At 47.3% G+C, this 17,920-nt stretch carries 20 protein-coding genes and 1 pseudogene; 19 read left to right on the top strand and 2 right to left on the bottom strand.

Features of this window, described 5'->3' with window-relative positions; translation table 11 throughout:
- Nucleotides 1–101 precede the first annotated feature (101 nt).
- From TPET_RS02035 to TPET_RS02025, 3 genes and pseudogenes are all read left to right on the top strand, one after another.
- Nucleotides 102–1,021, top strand: a pseudogene (locus TPET_RS02035) (clostripain-related cysteine peptidase).
- A gap of 5 nt (nt 1,022–1,026) precedes the next feature.
- The gene (locus TPET_RS02030; protein ID WP_238374324.1) at nt 1,027–1,632 is read left to right on the top strand and encodes a hypothetical protein; all 606 of its coding nucleotides are present in this window, start codon (nt 1,027–1,029) and stop codon (nt 1,630–1,632) included.
- On the top strand, nt 1,629–1,823 hold the full coding sequence (locus TPET_RS02025; RefSeq protein ID WP_004081411.1) for a DUF6485 family protein: 195 nt from the start codon (nt 1,629–1,631) through the stop codon (nt 1,821–1,823). The genes TPET_RS02030 and TPET_RS02025 overlap by 4 nt, the downstream gene beginning before the upstream one ends.
- A 9-nt stretch (nt 1,824–1,832) precedes the next feature.
- Here the strand turns inward: TPET_RS02025 and TPET_RS02020 are convergent, their stop codons facing one another.
- Entirely contained in the window at nt 1,833–2,762 is a 930-nt protein-coding gene (locus TPET_RS02020) for a GAF domain-containing protein (protein ID WP_008192214.1), read from the bottom strand.
- A complete protein-coding gene (mnmA, locus tag TPET_RS02015; RefSeq protein ID WP_011943054.1) occupies nt 2,759–3,835 on the bottom strand; it encodes a tRNA 2-thiouridine(34) synthase MnmA in 1,077 nt (358 codons plus the stop codon). The genes TPET_RS02020 and mnmA overlap by 4 nt, the downstream gene beginning before the upstream one ends.
- A gap of 81 nt (nt 3,836–3,916) precedes the next feature.
- Here mnmA and hslV point away from each other — a divergent pair, with 81 nt between their 5' ends.
- The 16 genes from hslV to TPET_RS01935 are packed head-to-tail and all read left to right on the top strand — an operon-like array spanning nt 3,917 to nt 17,804.
- Nucleotides 3,917–4,447: an ATP-dependent protease subunit HslV gene (gene hslV / locus TPET_RS02010; RefSeq protein WP_011943053.1), complete on the top strand. Its 531-nt coding sequence runs from the start codon at nt 3,917–3,919 to the stop codon at nt 4,445–4,447.
- A gap of 11 nt (nt 4,448–4,458) precedes the next feature.
- The gene (gene hslU / locus TPET_RS02005; RefSeq protein WP_011943052.1) at nt 4,459–5,850 is read left to right on the top strand and encodes an ATP-dependent protease ATPase subunit HslU; all 1,392 of its coding nucleotides are present in this window, start codon (nt 4,459–4,461) and stop codon (nt 5,848–5,850) included.
- A 10-nt stretch (nt 5,851–5,860) separates the two neighbouring features.
- Complete coding sequence (locus TPET_RS02000) at nt 5,861–6,490, top strand: hypothetical protein (RefSeq protein ID WP_011943051.1); 630 nt, start codon at nt 5,861–5,863, stop codon at nt 6,488–6,490.
- Between the two features lie 31 nt (nt 6,491–6,521).
- Nucleotides 6,522–6,773 (top strand): heat-shock protein Hsp70, encoded by a 252-nt coding sequence (locus tag TPET_RS01995; protein ID WP_238374314.1) that lies wholly within the window; start codon nt 6,522–6,524, stop codon nt 6,771–6,773.
- Nucleotides 6,700–7,464: a class I SAM-dependent methyltransferase gene (locus TPET_RS01990; RefSeq protein ID WP_011943050.1), complete on the top strand. Its 765-nt coding sequence runs from the start codon at nt 6,700–6,702 to the stop codon at nt 7,462–7,464. Before TPET_RS01995 ends, TPET_RS01990 begins: the two co-directional genes overlap by 74 nt.
- Nucleotides 7,461–8,378: a tRNA (adenosine(37)-N6)-dimethylallyltransferase MiaA gene (miaA, locus tag TPET_RS01985; protein WP_011943049.1), complete on the top strand. Its 918-nt coding sequence runs from the start codon at nt 7,461–7,463 to the stop codon at nt 8,376–8,378. The genes TPET_RS01990 and miaA overlap by 4 nt, the downstream gene beginning before the upstream one ends.
- A gap of 36 nt (nt 8,379–8,414) precedes the next feature.
- Entirely contained in the window at nt 8,415–8,687 is a 273-nt protein-coding gene (hfq, locus tag TPET_RS01980; protein WP_008192227.1) for an RNA chaperone Hfq, read from the top strand.
- Between the two features lie 13 nt (nt 8,688–8,700).
- Nucleotides 8,701–9,921 carry a GTPase HflX gene (gene hflX / locus TPET_RS01975; RefSeq protein ID WP_011943048.1) on the top strand — a complete coding sequence of 407 codons (1,221 nt, stop codon included), beginning with the start codon at nt 8,701–8,703 and terminating at the stop codon, nt 9,919–9,921.
- Nucleotides 9,918–10,859, top strand: a complete 942-nt coding sequence (fmt, locus tag TPET_RS01970) for a methionyl-tRNA formyltransferase (RefSeq protein ID WP_011943047.1) — start codon at nt 9,918–9,920, stop codon at nt 10,857–10,859. The genes hflX and fmt overlap by 4 nt, the downstream gene beginning before the upstream one ends.
- On the top strand, nt 10,856–11,068 hold the full coding sequence (locus TPET_RS01965; protein WP_011943046.1) for a heavy-metal-associated domain-containing protein: 213 nt from the start codon (nt 10,856–10,858) through the stop codon (nt 11,066–11,068). The genes fmt and TPET_RS01965 overlap by 4 nt, the downstream gene beginning before the upstream one ends.
- Nucleotides 11,069–11,084: 16 nt before the next feature.
- Nucleotides 11,085–12,254: an ABC transporter ATP-binding protein gene (locus TPET_RS01960; RefSeq protein ID WP_011943045.1), complete on the top strand. Its 1,170-nt coding sequence runs from the start codon at nt 11,085–11,087 to the stop codon at nt 12,252–12,254.
- A 15-nt stretch (nt 12,255–12,269) separates the two neighbouring features.
- Nucleotides 12,270–14,009, top strand: coding sequence for an ABC transporter substrate-binding protein (locus TPET_RS01955; protein WP_011943044.1), 1,740 nt, complete (start codon nt 12,270–12,272; stop codon nt 14,007–14,009).
- A gap of 58 nt (nt 14,010–14,067) precedes the next feature.
- Complete coding sequence (locus TPET_RS01950) at nt 14,068–15,033, top strand: ABC transporter permease (protein WP_004081376.1); 966 nt, start codon at nt 14,068–14,070, stop codon at nt 15,031–15,033.
- Between the two features lie 13 nt (nt 15,034–15,046).
- The gene (locus tag TPET_RS01945; protein WP_011943043.1) at nt 15,047–16,597 is read left to right on the top strand and encodes an ABC transporter permease; all 1,551 of its coding nucleotides are present in this window, start codon (nt 15,047–15,049) and stop codon (nt 16,595–16,597) included.
- Nucleotide 16,598: 1 nt separating this feature from the next.
- Nucleotides 16,599–17,180 carry a sigma-70 family RNA polymerase sigma factor gene (locus tag TPET_RS01940; protein WP_004081373.1) on the top strand — a complete coding sequence of 194 codons (582 nt, stop codon included), beginning with the start codon at nt 16,599–16,601 and terminating at the stop codon, nt 17,178–17,180.
- A gap of 6 nt (nt 17,181–17,186) precedes the next feature.
- Complete coding sequence (locus TPET_RS01935; protein WP_008192245.1) at nt 17,187–17,804, top strand: hypothetical protein; 618 nt, start codon at nt 17,187–17,189, stop codon at nt 17,802–17,804.
- Nucleotides 17,805–17,920 lie beyond the last annotated feature (116 nt).

Below are 17,920 nucleotides of genomic sequence, written 5' to 3'. Positions count from 1 at the left end.
TTTTCGGGTGCATTCCTGTTTACAACCACACGCTTTCGTTCCTCGTCTGGATAGCAGGGGACAACGATCTGGAGCAGTTCATCTTTCAGGATCTGAAGGAGATGATAGGAAATCCATCTTGGATAAACGTTTTCGCTCTGGTAGATTACAGGTCTTCTTCTGATACGCTCTACCGTGTGGAGGAAGGTTTGATTCCTCTGGAAACTTTCGATGAGATAAACTCAGGAGATCCGGTTGTTCTTTCTTCTTTCCTGAACGCGTACAGGGGAGAAGATCTTTCCTTACTCGTTATCTGGAACCACGGAGATTGGTGGCGTGGAGAGTCTCAAAAACAGGTTAAAGGTGTGGCTTACGATTTCACGGATCTGGATTTTTTCACCATAAGCGAGATAAAGAGCGTTTTGAGGGTTCTCCCGTTACGGTACTGGGCTTCGATGCCTGTTTGATGGGAACGTTTGAGATCCTGTGGGAACTGAAAGATTGCGCTCGATACGTGGTTGTGTCTTCAAAAGAGGCGCCCGGGAACGGCTGGGACTACTCAGTGTTGAGGTACTCAAAAGATCTCTCTTCCCTTCTCTCGAACATCGTTAAGAGATACGGAGAGATCTACGGCACAGAATATTCTCTGAGCGTCTGGGACACTTCGAAACTGGATGAGATCATGCTGTGGTTGGACAGAGTTGCCCAGTACATGATCGAGAACAACCTTTCTCCGTGGGAGTTCGAAGTTGAAAGAAGAACTGCGGGCGGAAGTACCACCGAACTCGTAGAACTTGGAAGTTTTGCAAAATCGCTTCAAAATTCATCAGATGTTGTCCTCAGAGAGTACGGAGAAGGTCTCTACAGTGCCATAGTTTCTGCGAGGGTCTACGGAACACCTGATAACTACACGGACCTAACGATTTATCTGCCTCAGAAGGTGAAAAATCCGGAGTACTGGGACGATTTCGTTGCTTTAAGCGACTTCACCTCGGAGAGCTCCTGGGACGATCTCATCGAACACTGGAGGGATAAAAATTGAAAAGAGTGAACATGAACCTGGCCTGGATGGGTGTTGTCTTTTCTGCAATGAGTTCGATTCTGCTGTTAGAATATTACAGGGAGATTCTGGCAGGATCTCCCAGTTACACCCTTGGGACTGTGACCCTTTTTCTTTCTCTGATTTCCACAATTTCTCTTTTGATCGTTTACAGACAGTGGAGTGTGCTCCTGAACATCAACGTTCTGCAAACTCTGAGACTGGCGGAGCAGCGTTCTGTGAACTTGAACGAGAAGCCGTTTGTTCCAAACTGGCCGTACATCGCCTTTATAGCTTTCTGGTTCTTTGAGTTTCTCTTTGCGGGAATATGGATTTTCTCGCTGCTTCAGTTGATCTTTTTTGTGATCTTTCTTCACTACCTGTTTGAAACTATAAGGAAACTCCAAGAGATAAAAATCTACCTCTACAGAACCCTTTTCAACATCGACTACAAACCGGTCATAAAGGAAAGGAACGTGTTATCGGTTTTTCTTCTCACTCTGTTCACTCTCGGTGTGTACTGGTTGTATCTTGTTGTTAGGCTCTCTCGAGAAATAAACGGATTTCTCGATATGGACGATCAAATCATGAGAAATCTGGAGGTGAAATCGTGAAGGCCTGCCCGAACAAGGAGAGGAACCTCTCTTACTGCAACTGTTCTTATCCTGGATGTCCGAGAAAGGGCATCTGCTGTGAATGTATGCACTATCACAGACAGCACGGAGAACTTCCCGCGTGTTATTTCCCGAACGACGCGGAGAAAACCTGGGACAGATCCATCGAGCACTTCAAAAGAGTGGTGTGAGGGAGAACCTCACACCACCTTTGATACGAGTTCACACACCTTTTCGAGAAAGGCTCTGTCTTCTTCGGAGAAAGGAGAAGGACTGTACGAATCTATATCCAGTTCTCCTATGATTTTCCCATCTTTGAAAATGGGAACCACGATTTCCGCTTTCGTCTTTGGACTGCAGGAGAGATAGTTTGTTTCTTTGCTCACATCCTGGACAACGAAGGTCTCCTCTCTCTCCGCTGCCTGACCACAGATTCCAACTCCGAACGGTATCTCCACGTGTTCCGTGGGCTCTCCCACGAACGGACCGAGCTTTAACTTTCCATCCTCCACGAAGTAAAAACCCACCCAGTCATAGTACGAAACGTGGTTCCTCAAAAATTTGCACAGATCACCGAGAGCTTCTTTTCCTCTTTCTAAAATCTTCTCGATCTCTTTCAGCAGTGAATCGAAGTACTCTTTTTTTCCTCCGTAGTTTCCGATTTCTTTTCCTTTTCTGAACTCTATCACCGCGTGGAGCGTGGCGAGTGAAAGCTCTCTTAGAAGGCCCTTTCTCCAGAGAGAGAACACATCCATCACCACGATCTTCTCTTTCTCTCCATCCACAACAACCCAGTCTGAAAGACCCAGAAGCGACATGAGGAACACGGAGAAGTCTTCTCTTTTCAAATCGAGGAAATCTTCTCTCTCTGATAGCGATTCTGCGCACTCTATTTTTTTGTTCCTCGAGACGTCCAGCCAGTCCCACTTGAATCTGTCGAGCTCTCTTCGTTCTATTTCCCGAAGGATCTTCTCGATCTTTTCATCGTTCAGTTCGAGTTTTCTCTCGTAGTTTGGGACTATCGGGCCAAACTTTCTTCTCAGCTCTCTCCAGAAGTCGATCCATTTCGTTTTGTCCCGCTTCAATATCTCGAGACACTCTTCCACCTTGTTCTGAACGATGCTTCTCATCGGATACCCTCCTTTATAATCGCTCCTCCGAGGAGTGTGTCTCCATCGTAAAAGGCAGCGATCTGACCCGGTGTGACGGCGAAGACTTTCTTCTCGAACCTGACCTCCACTTCGTTATCTCTTAACTTGACAACTGCGGGAGCCTCTTCCGATTTTTTCCTCACTCTGCAGACACATTTGAACTCTTCCGGTACTTCAACATGCCAGACAGGATCTTCTGCGATCAAACCGGAGAAGAAAACATCTTCCAGATCTGATACGACAACAACGTTCTTCTCCGGAATCTTGCCCCTCACGTAGTATCTTCTTCCGAATTTTTCTATTTTGAAGCCCTTCCTCTGACCGATTGTGTAGAGAGGATACCCGAAATGCCGACCAACGACCTCTCCCTCAGGTGTGATGAGATCACCCTCTTTGAGCGTTATACCTTCGTCTTTCAAAAAGTTTTCGATGCTGCCATCCGGTATGAAGCACACATCCTGACTTTCCTGTTTCTTTGCAACGTGTATTCCCGCTTCTTCTGCGATTTTTCTGATCTCTTCTTTCGTGTAGATGCCGTTCGGGAAGATGAGTCTTTCTATTCTCCAGGGCTCGATCCTGGCAAGGAAATACGACTGATCTTTCTTCAGATCCACACCCTTTTTTATCACCTTTCTCCCGTACTTTTCGCTGAACTCTATTCTCGCGTAGTGTCCACTCGCAAACGCATCGAATCCCTGGTTGAGAACGTAATCCATGAGGTATCCAAATTTCACGAAGCGATTACAGTGTACGCAGGGATTCGGAGTGAGACCTTTGAGAAGATCACTCTTGAACGGTTCGATGACTTTCTCTCTGAAGATCTCCTTCACATCGACGATCTCTATCTCCACTCCGAGAAAGTGTGCTATTCTCATTGCGTCAGCCGTATCCGATGGACTACAGCATACCTTCTTCTTTATCTCTTTTCTGATGAAGAATTCATCTTCCTTCGTCTTCATGTGGAAGGCCTTTACCTCGTGCCCTTCTTTCAGCAACAGATAGAGAGCTACCGCACTGTCCACTCCTCCGCTGAGAGCCACCCCTACTTTCAAGTTCGCACCTCCTCATTTAAGATGATACCATTTCCTTCATTTGAGAAATTGAGTTAAAATAACTTGAGGAGGTGTTGAACCATGAAATTTCACGGAACAACGATACTGGTTGTGAGAAGAAACGGGCAAACGGTGATGGGAGGAGACGGTCAGGTCACTTTCGGTTCGACCGTTTTGAAGGGAAACGCGAGAAAGGTTAGAAAGCTTGGGGAAGGAAAAGTACTCGCTGGTTTTGCGGGATCTGTGGCGGACGCTATGACGCTCTTCGATAGATTCGAAGCGAAACTGAGGGAATGGGGCGGCAACCTCACAAAGGCCGCCGTTGAGCTCGCAAAAGATTGGAGAACGGACAGAGTTCTGAGAAGACTGGAAGCCCTGCTTCTTGTAGCAGATAAAGAGAACATCTTCATCATATCGGGAAACGGCGAGGTCATCCAGCCCGACGACGATGCGGCCGCCATCGGTTCAGGAGGACCTTACGCACTCGCCGCCGCCAAGGCCCTTCTCAGAAACACCGATCTCTCCGCGCGGGAAATCGTGGAGAAAGCGATGATGATAGCAGGTGAGATCTGCATCTATACGAACCAGAACATAGTGATCGAAGAAGTTTAGGAGGTGTTCTTATGAAGAGTTTCGATGAAATGACTCCGAAGGAAATCGTTCAAGAACTCGATAAATACATAGTTGGTCAGTACGAAGCGAAAAAGGCCGTGGCGATAGCAGTTCGAAACAGAATCAGAAGACAGAAGCTTCCAGAAGAATGGAGAAAAGAAGTGCTTCCCAAGAACATCCTGATGATCGGACCCACGGGTGTGGGAAAGACAGAGATCGCCCGGAGACTGGCTCAGCTTTCCGGATCCCCGTTCTTGAAAGTCGAAGCGACGAGGTTTACGGAAGTGGGATACGTGGGAAAGAACGTGGACTCGATGATAAGGGATCTGGTTGAAATCAGTGTCAACATGGTGAAGCAGGAAAAGATAAAAGAAGTGGAAAGACAGGCAGAAGAACTGGTTGAAGAGCGAATTCTCGATGCTCTCGTGCCCGAATCGAAAGCCGTGCCGGTTGTCACGAATCCCTTCATAAACCTCATAACCGGTGGACAGCAACAGCAGTACACGCCGGAAGACAGGAGAAGGTTCAGAGCGAAAAGGGAAGAAATGAGGGAGAAACTGAGAAAGGGAGAGCTGGAAAACGAAGAGATCGAAATAGAACTCGAAGAAACGGTTTCTCCGTTCATGGGAATCTTTGGACCGGGTATGGAAGACCTCGGGATAGAGATCACGAATATGTTCAGTGGGATGCTTCCAAAGCAGAAGAAAAAGAGAAAGATGAAAGTCTCTGAAGCGAGGAAGGTTCTGCTGCCTTTGGAAGCGGAAAAACTCATAGACATGGACAAGGTGGTTCAGGAAGCACTCGACAGAGCTCAGAACAGGGGAATCATCTTCATAGATGAAATAGACAAGATCGCCGGGAAAGAGAGTGCGGTGGGACCAGATGTCTCCAGACAAGGTGTCCAGAGAGACCTTCTCCCCATCGTCGAAGGTACCACGATCATGACCAAGTACGGACCGGTGAGAACGGATTACATTCTCTTCATAGCGGCTGGAGCATTTCACGTTTCGCGACCATCGGATCTCATCCCGGAGCTTCAGGGACGTTTCCCGATACGTGTGGAACTGTCACCTCTCACCGAGGAGGATTTCGTGAGGATACTGAAAGAACCAGAGAACGCCATCATAAAACAGTACCAGGCACTTCTTTCAACGGAAGGCGTGGAACTCGTCTTCACCGAGGATGGAATCAGAGAAATGGCTCGAATAGCGTATCAGCTGAATCAAAGACTCGAAAACATCGGAGCCAGAAGGCTATACACGGTCGCTGAAAAGGTCCTTGAGGAGATCTCTTTCGAAGCACCGGATATTCCGGAAAAGAGGGTCGTTGTGGATGCCGAATACGTGAGAAGAAGACTCGAAAAGATCGTTCAGGACGAGGATCTGAGCGCGTACATACTGTGAGGTGTTTCCCGTGAGGATTCTTCTTCCTGCTTTTCTTCTGCTGCTCGCCGTTGGCTGTACTCTGGTGAGCCCTGGAAAAGCGGATCTGTACGTCTATTTGTTCAACGTGGGGACAGACGAAAGCGTTACTGTGGATCTGGAAAGCAGTTATTTATCGGTGAACGGAAAAGAGTACACGCTCGAGGATGTATTGGCCAATGAGGGAGTCTTTTTGACCACGGTGGATATACCGTTCGATCTGTCGGATTTTGAGCTCACCGTGGCGGCTACGATCGTGTTTGATGAGCAGACAAAAGAAGTGTCTTTCAAAACAACGCCGGTGGTGCTTTACCACTCCGCGGGGACGTTCAGCACCGACACGGTGCTGAGAAGCAACGCGTACCTACTCCTCGATCTCAAAAACGAAAAAATTTTCGCAGTGGAAGACCCTGTGAAAGTGTACGGTGAACTCACCAGCGTGGGAAGTGTAGTGACACTGAACTTCGGGGAATACGAAATGAAAGTTCCCGTTTACAATGGGGAATTCCTGTTTTATCTGCCAGGAACGGATGAAAGTTACGATGTGGATGTGTTTTTTGATAGTGAATCAACATCCCTCACCATACAGGATGGGAGGGACGAATACGAGGTCGCGTTCTAAACTGAGGCCAAGAAGACGGAAGCATTTCAAAGTGAATCTGGGACTTCTGACGCTTCTTTTCTTTATGATCTTTGTTTTTCTCGTGAGCTATCACAACTATCAGGTGGCACTGGAGAAGCACAATCGGTTGATGTCGAAGTATCAGGAATTGAAGACAAAGATAGAGGAACAGAAAGCGCTGAACGAGAAGCTCTTAGAGGTGATAGAGAATGAAAAACTTCGTGGTCACAACCTCACACAAACCGGACAGGGAGCAGGTAATGAAAGCGAAGGAGCTCGCTGAAAAGCTCGGCACCATCTACGTTTCAAGAAGGAGATTGAAAGAGTTCAAAGTGGACTTTTACTACGTGGTGGAGAAGAACAGAATCTCAATAAAATGGCCCGGAGGAGAGTTCTTTTTTCATCCTTCTTCGGCTATCCTCCGGATGAGGAACATAAGAAGCGGTCAGAAGGACTACCTGATAGAATCCCTTCAACCGGAGGGAAACGAAATCGTGCTGGATACGACCTTTGGTCTTGGAAGCGAAGCCATCCTCATGGCCGCTTTTCTTCCTGAGGGTAAGGTAATCGGTCTTGAAGGATCCATTCACATATACACCATCGTGAAATACGGAATGGAAAATTTTGAGACTGACATTCAGTGGTTGAAAGACGCTTTAAAAAGAATAGAGCTTTATCACGCGAATTTCAAAGAATACATCAGAAGTCAGCCCGACAATTCTTTCGATGTGGTCTACTGTGATCCCATGTTTGAGAATCCCGTGTACGAGTCCTCTGCCATGAATCCTCTGAGGCCCTTCGCTGTGTACGACACGGTGAACGAAGAAGACATTGAGGAAATGCTGAGAATCGCGAAGAAGAAGGTGATCCTCAAAAGCCACGTGAAGGATTCTCTCTTCAAAAGAATCAGGGTTGACGAACTGAAAGGTTCCAGAAAGAGCGGTGTTCTCTACGGGGTGATATACAAGCGATGAAGATAGCCATAGTCGGTGGGCCCACTGCTGTTGGAAAGACAGATATCATGATCGAAGTCTGTGAAGAGATAGGTGCGGAGATCATCTCGATGGACTCGAGGCAGATCTATCGCTATATGGACATAGGAACAGCCAAGCCAACATCGGAGCAGAGAAGAAGGGTTCCTCATCACATGATAGATATCATCGATCCCGATGAATATTACAACGCTTTCATGTACAGGAAGGATTCTCTGAGAGCAATGGAAGACGTTCTCAGACGTGGGAAGATTCCTGTTTACGTTGGAGGAACGGGGCTGTACGCGGATGCGCTGGTTCGGGGTATATTCGAAGGAGTGCCTGCCGATGAAAACATAAGAAAAGAACTCAGAGAACTAGAGAGAAGAGAACCCGGGATTTTGAGAAAAATGCTCGAAGAGTTCGATCCTGAAGCGGCGACGCGCATTCATCCAAACGATCTCAAGAGGACGATCAGAGCCCTTGAAGTTTACATGAAAACGGGAAGAAGGATCTCGGAACTTCAAAAAGAAGCAAAGGGTGACGACAGGTTTTTCATAATTGTTTTGACTCGGGAAAGGTACGAACTTTACGAGAGAATAAACAAAAGAGTTGATAAGATGATAGAGATGGGCCTAGTAGATGAGGTGAAGAGACTCTTGGGGATGGGATATTCGAAAGATCTCAATTCGATGAAAACGATAGGATACAGAGAAGTCATTGACTATCTGGAAGGGAAGTACGATTTTGACAAGATGGTTCATCTCATAAAACGAAACACCAGACACTTTGCCAGAAGACAAATCATATGGTTCAAAAGATACAAAGAAGCTGTGTGGTACAATTTAACGTTCGAAGATGTAGGAGAAGTAAAGGAGAAACTCAAGAAGCTGATAGTTGAAAATTTTTCAGTATAATTCTATTTTGAAATCACATCGAGGGGGGAGTTGGCCTTGGCGGAGAAGTTTAACCTTCAGGACAGGTTTCTGAATCATCTCAGGGTTAACAAGATCGAAGTGAAGGTGTATCTGGTGAACGGTTTTCAGACAAAGGGATTCATCAGATCTTTTGACAGCTACACGGTCTTGCTGGAGAGCGGAAACCAACAGAGTCTCATCTACAAACACGCGATCAGCACGATCATTCCTTCTTCTTATGTGATGCTGATGCCGAGAAAACAGGAAACAGCACAGGAGGCTGAGACCTCTGAAAACGAGGGATCTTGAAGGGAAAAAAGCGGTGATCGTTGCTGTTGGTAAAGATGAAGAGAAAATAAAAGAGTCTCTCGAAGAAATGAAGGGTTTGTGTAAAACCCTCGGTGTTGAAGTCGTTGAATGGCTCTGGCAAAAGAGAGCAAAGCCAGATCCGGCCACCTACCTTGGAAAGGGGAAATTGCAAAAGCTCAAAGAGGTAGTGGAATTCTGTGAAGCGGATCTTGTGGTCGTTGACGATGAAATCACACCGGTGCAGTACAAAAATATGCAGGAAGAGCTGAACATAGATGTTCTTGATAGAACGCAGGTGATCCTTGAAATCTTTGCCCGTCACGCAACGAGCGAAGAAGGAAAGCTCCAGGTGGAGATGGCGAGTTTGCTTTACGAGCTTCCAAGGCTCGTAGGAAAGGGTGAGGAACTCTCCAGACTCGGTGGAGGTATTGGCACCAGAGGGCCGGGTGAACCCTTGCTGGAGGTTTTGAGAAGGCACATAAAAAACCGCATCGCACAGCTTCGAAAAAGATTGAAAGAAATAGAGCAAGAAAGAAACACTCAGAGAAAACAAAGACTGGAAAAGAAAATCCCACATGTTTCCATAGTTGGATACACAAACGCCGGGAAATCTACTCTTCTCAAGGTTTTAACCGATAGTGATGTGTACGTCGCTGACAAACTCTTTGCCACTCTCGAGCCAGTCACGAGACGGTTGAAGCTGAAGAGCGGAAGAGTAGTTCTTGTGAGTGACACTGTCGGGTTCATCAGAAAGCTACCTCACACCATTGTGAGTGCGTTCAAAGCGACACTCGAAGAGATAAAGTATTCGGATGTGCTCATACATCTTGTTGACGCTTCCGATCCGTATCTCGAAGAAAAGATGAAAGCCTCTGAGAGGGTTCTGGAAGAAATCGGTGCCGATAAGATTCCAAGGATTCTTGTTTTCAACAAGATCGATCTCTGTCCCAGAGAGAGGATAGAAACGCTGAAATGGAAGTATCCGGAGGCTCTGTTCATTTCAGCGGAAAAAAGGATAGGACTGGATCAGCTTCTGGACACACTGGAAGAAATCATGGGACAAAAGGATATTCAGGAAACTTTGAAAGTTCCCCTGGAAAAGATAGGGCAGATCTACGCTCTGAAAGATCGACTGGAGATACTGAACGAAGACTACGGGGAAGGATACGCTCTTATCACGTTGAAGACTGATCGGGAAACTCTTGAGATGTTGAAAAGGAAGGTGGCATCTTGAGAATTGTCTTTGTGGGGACACCGGAGTTCGCAGCGGAAATACTGGAGCATTTGATCAAAAACGGGTTCAACGTGGTGGGTGTGGTCACCCAGCCGGACAAACCGAGGGGACGGGGAAGGAAAGTTGAGCCAACTCCGGTGAAGGTAGTAGCTGAAAAACACAGAGTTCCTTTCATTCAACCCGAATCGATAAACAAGAAAGAAGCTTTAGAATTTCTCCGGTCTGTGGGGCCAGATGTTATAATAGTCGCATCCTACGGAAAGATCCTGGGTGAAAAGGTACTTTCTCTTCCAAGCCTCGGTTGTTACAACATTCATCCCTCTCTTCTTCCAAAATACAGGGGCGCTTCTCCTATACAGAGAGTGCTCGAGAACGGTGAAGAAAGAACGGGCGTTACCATATACAAAATGGTGAGAGAGCTCGATGCAGGTCCCATCGCACTCCAGAGGGAAATTTCTATAGATCCATTTGAAACTTTCGATCAGCTGGAGAAACGTTTGATAGAACTGTCGAAAGAGATGTCGATCGAATTCTTAGAGAAGTTGAAAGTGGGGGACATAGAGCTGAAAGAGCAGGATCATTCTAGAGCAACCTATGCTCCAATGATAAAAAAAGAGGACCTGATCGTGGATTTCTCAAAGGACGCTGAATCGGTGAAGAACAAGATCAGGGCTTACGATTCCAGACCCGGTGCAAGAGCCTTCTTGGGAAACGATGAGGTGAAGTTGTTCGGAGTGACAGCGATAGATAGTTCGGGAGATGAACCAGGTTTGATAAACTATATTAATAAGGAAGGTGCATGGATAGGTACCGGCAGAGGAAAAGTGAAAGTAGGATGCATTCAATTTCCCGGAAAGAGGAAGATGACCTTCTGGGAAGCAAAAAACGGAAGATTGATAATCGAAGGCATGAGATTCGAAAGGAGGCATGAGATTTGAGAAGACTGAACTATTTCATGCTCAAGGGTGCAAAAACGGAGGAAGATTACAAGAGAGTTAAAGAAGCCATCGAGAAACTCGACGGTGTTTTCAAGGTAGATTACGAAATGGCGGCTGAGGTTGTCGGCGTGGATTACGATGATGAAAAGGTCTCCAAAGAGCAAATAAAAAGCGCTGTGGATAGTTTGGGATACACACTCATCATATGAAGGGGAGCTGTTCAGGATGAAGAGTATCGAAGTGCTGAGTCTGAGAAAGTATTTCCCGATCAGAAAAGGATTTCTTGTGAAAAAGATCGTTGGTTACGTGAAAGCGGTCGATGATATCTCTTTTTCCGTGGAAAAGGGAAAAACGTTCGCCCTCGTTGGCGAGTCGGGATGTGGGAAGACAACGACCGCAAAGACGATCCTGCGCCTCACGAATCCCACCGCGGGCCGTGTTGTGATCGACGGTGACGACACAACATACTACTTCATGAAGAGAAAAGATGCGGAGAACTACCTGAAAACGACCTACGTGGGTATATTCCGCGAAATGAGGGAAAAACTCTCACCGGATCAGATTGTGGACGTGCTCGAGGATGTGGATAAGAAGTACGCGGAGATCTTCTTTAAAGAAGCGAAAGAAAGCGAAGAGAAGTTCTATAATATCCTGCTTGATAACATCGATGAAAAGAGGATGAAATTCAGAAGGAAGATACAGATCGTCTTTCAGGATCCCATGAGTTCCTTGAACCCGAGAATGACGGTTGGCGACATCCTCACTGAGCCCATTCTGTTCCACGGACTGGCGAAAACACGAGAAGAAGCCGTAGATATGGCAAAAGATCTTCTCAAAAGCGTGGGGCTCAAGGAATATCACCTCGAAAGATATCCCCATCAGTTCAGTGGAGGCCAGAGACAGAGGATCGCTATCGCAAGGGCGATCTCCATAAACCCCGAGATAGTGATACTCGACGAACCCACGGCTTCACTGGACGTTTCCGTTCAGGCACAGGTTATAAACCTGTTTCTCAAACTGCAGGAAGAGAAAGGTTTTACGTATCTCTTCATCTCGCACGACCTTGGACTTGTGAGATTTATAAGCCACGAGGTCGGCATCATGTACCTCGGCAGGATCGTGGAGATGGGAAACACCGATGAGATATTCGACAATCCCCTTCATCCGTACACCCAAGCCCTGCTTTCTGCTGTTCCCGTGCCGGATCCGAAGGTTGAGCGCACAAGAAAGCGTATCATTCTCAGGGGTGGGGTTCCAAGCCCGATCAACAGGCCGACTGGCTGCTTCTTCCATCCGAGGTGTCCTTACAAGATGCCCGTGTGTGAGAAAGAGTATCCGGTGATGAAGGAAATTTCCCCAGGTCACTGGGTGGCGTGTCATTTACATTCGTCATAGAGGAGGTGTGATGTTATGCGTAGGTTTCTTGGGATTTTCCTTATGATTGCAGCCGTTGCACTTTTCGCAGAACTTTCACCGTTCGCTCAGTTCGAAACGTACATCGGAGCAGAGTTCACAGGACAGTACGGGGGAGTGCTCGTAGTACCGACGCTTTCTGGTCCCAGAACGTGTAACTATGTCGTGGCTCAGGAGACGAGCTCCACAGATGTTATAGCGAGGTTCATGGCTTCCATGATCGAGCTCGACAATCACGCGAGGATCCATCCCGCTCTTGCAGAAAGCTGGGAACTCATCCAAAACGAGGACGGAAGCATGGAAATCGTTTGGCACCTGAGGAAGGGTGTCAAATGGAGTGACGGAACACCGTTCACAGCAGACGATGTGGTCTTCACAATTAACGATGTCTATTTCAACCCTGACATACCGAACGATATGCAGGATCTCTTTGCAGACAACTGGCCAGTAGCCGAAAAGCTCGACGATTACACGGTGAAAACCACTCTCAAAGAAACGTACAGACTCGCGGTAAGGTACATTGGAGGTATTCCCATCTTCCCAAAACACCTCGCGGAACCGTACGTGAAGGAAGGAAAATTCAAGGAATTCTGGACGGTTGACGCCATCAACAAGGGAGAAATCGTAGGACTTGGTCCGTTCATTCCGGTTGAGTACGTTCCCGATCAGTACGTGAGATTCGTGAAGAACCCCTACTACTGGAAGTACGACAAAGAAGGAAAGCAGCTTCCTTATCTCGACGGTATCATCTTCAAGATCATTCCGACACAGGATGCGCAGAGACTCGCGTTTGAAAACGGAGAAGTCGATGTGTATGGACCTCGCGGAACAGAGTACGCAGAACTCAAAGCCATGGCAAGAGAAAAAGGCTGGGTTGTGGGTATTGGAGGCCCGAATTTTGGAACCACTTTCATCACTTTCAACTGGAACGCTCCCGATCCTGTGAAGCGGAAGTGGTTCAGGAACGATTTCTTCAGAAGAGCTGTGGCGTACGCCATCGACAAACAATCCATGATAGACACGCTCTACAACGGCCTCGCGGTTGAACAGTGGGGTCCCATCAGTCAGGCTGCGACCGTTTATTACGACGAATCCGTTCTCAGAAAATACCCGTACAACCTTGATCTCGCCAGAACGATGCTCAAGCTCGGTGGTTTCAAATGGGATGAAAACGGCCAGCTCCTCGACAGCGAAGGAAACCCGGTGAAGTTCATCATCATGACTAACGCCGGACACCAGATCCGCGAAGGAATGGGTAACATCATAACAGAAGCGCTCAAAAAACTCGGAATGGATGTCACCTTTGCTCCCATCGATTTCAACACGCTCGTCCAGAAGCTCGTTGTGAACGGTGACTGGGAATCTATCATTATAGGACTCACCGGATCCGATGAACCTCAGGGAGGAGCCAACGTCTGGAGAATCAAGGGATCTCTCCACTTCTGGAACTACCATCCGGAGGTCAAAGACTTCGTCGATCCCAACGATTACTACCTGCCAGACTGGGAAAAAGAGATCGACAGAATCTTCGAAGAGAACGTGAAGATACTCGATCAGCAGAAAGTCGTAGATATGTTCAGAGAATTTCAGAGGCTCGTGTCTGAACACATACCGCTCATCTACACCACCCAGCAGCTCTATCTCTACGCCTACAGCAACAAACTTCACAACGTGGAACCCACCGCTTTCGGCGGTGTGTGGGGTTGGAACCAGGATTGTGTCTGGAAAGAGCAGTAATCTATCGGGAGGGGATCTTCCCCTCCCCTTCAAATTCTGTTCAAAGAGGTGATCTTGCTTGCTCAAGTACATCGCACGTAGATTGATCATCATGATTCCTGAGCTCATAATCATCTCTTTCATAGTTTTCATCATCATGGAGGCGGCTCCAGGAGATTTCCTGGACATGTACCGTCTCGATCCTTCCGTTTCTCAGCAGTTCCTCGAGAAGATGGAAAAGGAGCTTGGCCTGGACAAGCCCTGGATCGTTCAGTACGGCATCTGGCTGAAAAACGTTTTGAAAGGAGATTTTGGTTACTCGTTCTACTACAGAAGGCCCGTTTCCACACTCATCTGGGAGAGGGTCTTCGCTACGGTGATACTCTCCGTTTCTTCCCTTGCGTTCGAGTGGTTGCTTGGAATAATCGTCGGTGTTTTCTCGGCTCTGAAGAAGTACAGCATCTGGGATAAGATTCTCACAGTTGTCGCTTTCAGTGGAATTGCCCTTCCAGGGTTTTTCCTGGCCATTCTGCTCCTTTACATGGCTGCGAAGACCGGCTGGTTTCCAATCGCCGGTATGGTCTCGGTGAATCACAACCAGATGACAACCTGGGAGAAGTTCAAGGATATCGCATCTCATCTTGTTCTTCCAACCATCGCTCTTGGTTTCGGTGGTTTTGCTTCCCTCATGAGATACATGAGAGGTAGTCTTCTCGACGTGCTGAACGAGGACTACGTGGAATTTGCCCGTGCGAAAGGAATGCCAGAACGTGTGGTGATATACAAGCACGCCCTGAGGAACGCTATCAACCCCATGATCACTTTCCTTGGGTTCAGTATTTCCAACGTTCTCGGAGGAGCGGTCATCATAGAGAACATCTTTGCCTGGCCCGGCATGGGAAGGCTCATTTACCAGGCACTCCTTCAGCAGGACATTTACATCGTTATGGCGTCCGCCGTGATCAGTGCGATAATGCTCGTGATTGGTAACCTTGTGGCGGATGTGCTTCTCGCCGCTGTGGACCCAAGGGTCAGATTCGAGTGAGGGAGGAATCGCAATGGCTGAGGAAAAGACGATGATAGAGAACGGGGAAATAGAGTTTAAGGAAAGGGTCCTTTCCAGGAGGGAACTCGTCTGGAGAGCCTTCAAAAGAAACAAACTCGGAATGTTCGGGCTGTACGTTCTGATCGTCCTCTATCTCATGGCGTTGTTCGCGGATTTTCTCTCCCCGCACCATCCCTACGAACAGTCTCTCAAGCATTCCTTCGCTCCTCCCACGAAGATACACAGGGAGTACAAGGGAGAACGAGTGGGTGCCTACGTGCTTCCCACGATAAGCTACGTGGACAAAGCAACTTTCGAGAGAAAATTCTACGAAATGCTCTTCCCGAAAAGGCTCGTTCTCGATGTTTTCGGAACACAGGTTGAGTACGAAATCGGAAAAGACGGTGTAACGGGATTCTCTTTCATGCTGGACGAAGAGTATTACATCGTTCCAAAGGACGGCACCATGAAATACGCCGGTTCAACAACGAAAGTGGTTGATTACCTTCTGTTCGGATACGACGAAAAGGTTCTAACGAAAGGAGAGGCAGATATAGAAACCTCTTCCGAAGCCGCGAAAGACACGTACTTTGGGAAATACGGTTTCAGACTTGGCCTGAATTCCCCCGATGAGATCGAAAAGGTCGTCATAAAAGAGAAGCTCAACATGATCCTCGTGAAAAAAGGTGAAGACATTGAGATGATCACAGGAAAGGTGGTCGATTACGATTACAAAACGTATCCGGTAAAATGGTTCATCAAATCTTGGGGTGGTGACAGAAAGCACAGACTCGGTTATCTTTTTTGGCTCATACCCTTCAGGTACCACCTCTTCGGTGTGGACAATTATGACAACAACGAATACGTGAGATTCTACATAATGGGTGCGGATCAGTACGGTAGAGACATCTGGAGCAGGCTCGTGTTTGCTTCGAGGATCTCCCTTTCCATTGGTTTCATAGGAATGTTCATCACCTTTGCGCTCTCTTTGATCTTTGGCGGAATCTCCGGATACTACGGTGGACTCGTGGACGAATTCATGATGAGGTTCTCCGAGATCATCATGTCGCTTCCGGGATTCTACCTTCTGATCCTTTTGAGGTCGTTGCTTCCCCTGGACATCCCATCCACACAGGTGTACATCTTGCTTGTCTTCATACTCTCTTTCATCGGATGGGCGGGCAGAGCCAGGGTGATAAGGGGAATGGTGCTTTCCATAAAGCAACGGGAGTTCGTGGAGGCAGCAAAGGCGCTCGGCTTTCCAGACACGAAGATCCTCTTTCGTCACGTTCTTCCAAACACGACGAGCTATTTGATAGTTGCCGCCACTCTTGCAATACCCGGATACATCCTGGGGGAGGCGAGTCTCAGCTTTCTGGGTCTCGGTATAAGAGAACCCGATGCAAGCTGGGGGCTCATGCTCGCACAGGCTCAGAACGTCACCTACATGACGAAGTACCCCTGGCTTCTCATACCCGGTATCTTCATCTTCATCACCGTGCTTTCTTTCAACTTCGTTGGTGACGCGTTGAGAGACGCTCTGGATCCGAGGTCTCTCGGATAGAATGCTGAAATACAGACTGAGAAGTAAGAGAGTTGAAGAACTCGTTGAGTACGCGCAGGCAGGATTCAAAGAAGCCATCGACCTCATTGTTGAGAAGTATTACCCTATGGTTGTTAAGATCGCTTCCCAGTATTTTGCGAGCTGGGCCGAACACGAAGATATAGTTCAAAACGGCCTTGTGGGATTGATAAAGGCGATTTTCTATTACGATAAAACCAAAAGCTCTTTCACGTCTTTTGCATGGAGGAGTGTTGACTCCGAGATAAAGTCCTTTCTCACTTATCTGAACAGAAAGAAGAACAGGATGCTCTCAGACGCTGTGAACGTGGATGGTATGGAAAAAGAGGAAGATGACGCACCTTTTGAAGTGCCCGATAGCGAGACCGATGTTGCCAGAAGCGCATTTTCTGGCATAATTTTAGAAACAGTCCTTGAACTATTGAATGAAAAAGAAAAAGAGATCTTTCTCAGATGGCTTGATGGATGCTCATACAGCGAGATAGCGAAAGAGCTCGGTGTGAACACAAAGAAAGTTGACAACACGGTTCAGAAGGTGAAGAGAATGATTTCTGGATTAGGGTGATCGAAGATGAAAAAAGACAGTCTCGTAACGTTTTTCGCTTCTTTGATAGTCATCGCTATTTTACTCTTCTTCGTGCTGTCTGTTTTCAATTTCTATTTTTTGAAGAAGCTTGAAGCCAGGATGGACGAAGTGGAAAAACAGTTTCAATCTACACTGAAGAGTTACGAGGAACGACTGAAGGTGGTAGAGGAACTTCTGAAACCCAATTCCATTATCAGTCGCTATATAACTGCGTACGAATACTTTGAAAAAGCCAGCGTGGATTTTGAAAGGATATTTTCTGAGATCGAAGACGATCCCACGACTGGATACATGAGGATCTTTGTCATAGGGAACGATCCCGTGTGGATCACCGTCAAGGACGGAAATGAAGTACTCTTTTCAAGGGATGTGAAGCCAGGTCTTTCACCTTACAGGTTCTTCTACTACAAAAAACCGAAGATCTCCACAGAATACGATATTGTAATACCACGAGACGCCACCTTAATAGTGGGGATTCCAAACAGGGTGTTCCTGCTCGTTTTCGGGGTTGGTACAACCTACCATCCCACGAAGATCGTTCAGGTGCAGCAGACCAGAATAGACAACATCGAGCGTGATTTGAAGCTTTACATACCTAAATAAAAACACAAGGAGGGACTTTCGTCCCTCCCATACTTTGTGTCTTGTCTTCATCGGGTCAGGGGGGATCGGGGGGATGAGGGACACGCAAGTTAGAATTTAACCGATCTCCGTAACAT

This window comes from Thermotoga petrophila RKU-1, from assembly GCF_000016785.1.
In the GTDB taxonomy this organism is placed as follows: Bacteria; Thermotogota; Thermotogae; order Thermotogales; family Thermotogaceae; genus Thermotoga; species Thermotoga petrophila.
The sequence above is the reverse complement of the archived record's forward strand: the minus strand, read 5'-3'. Positions and strand labels throughout refer to the sequence as shown.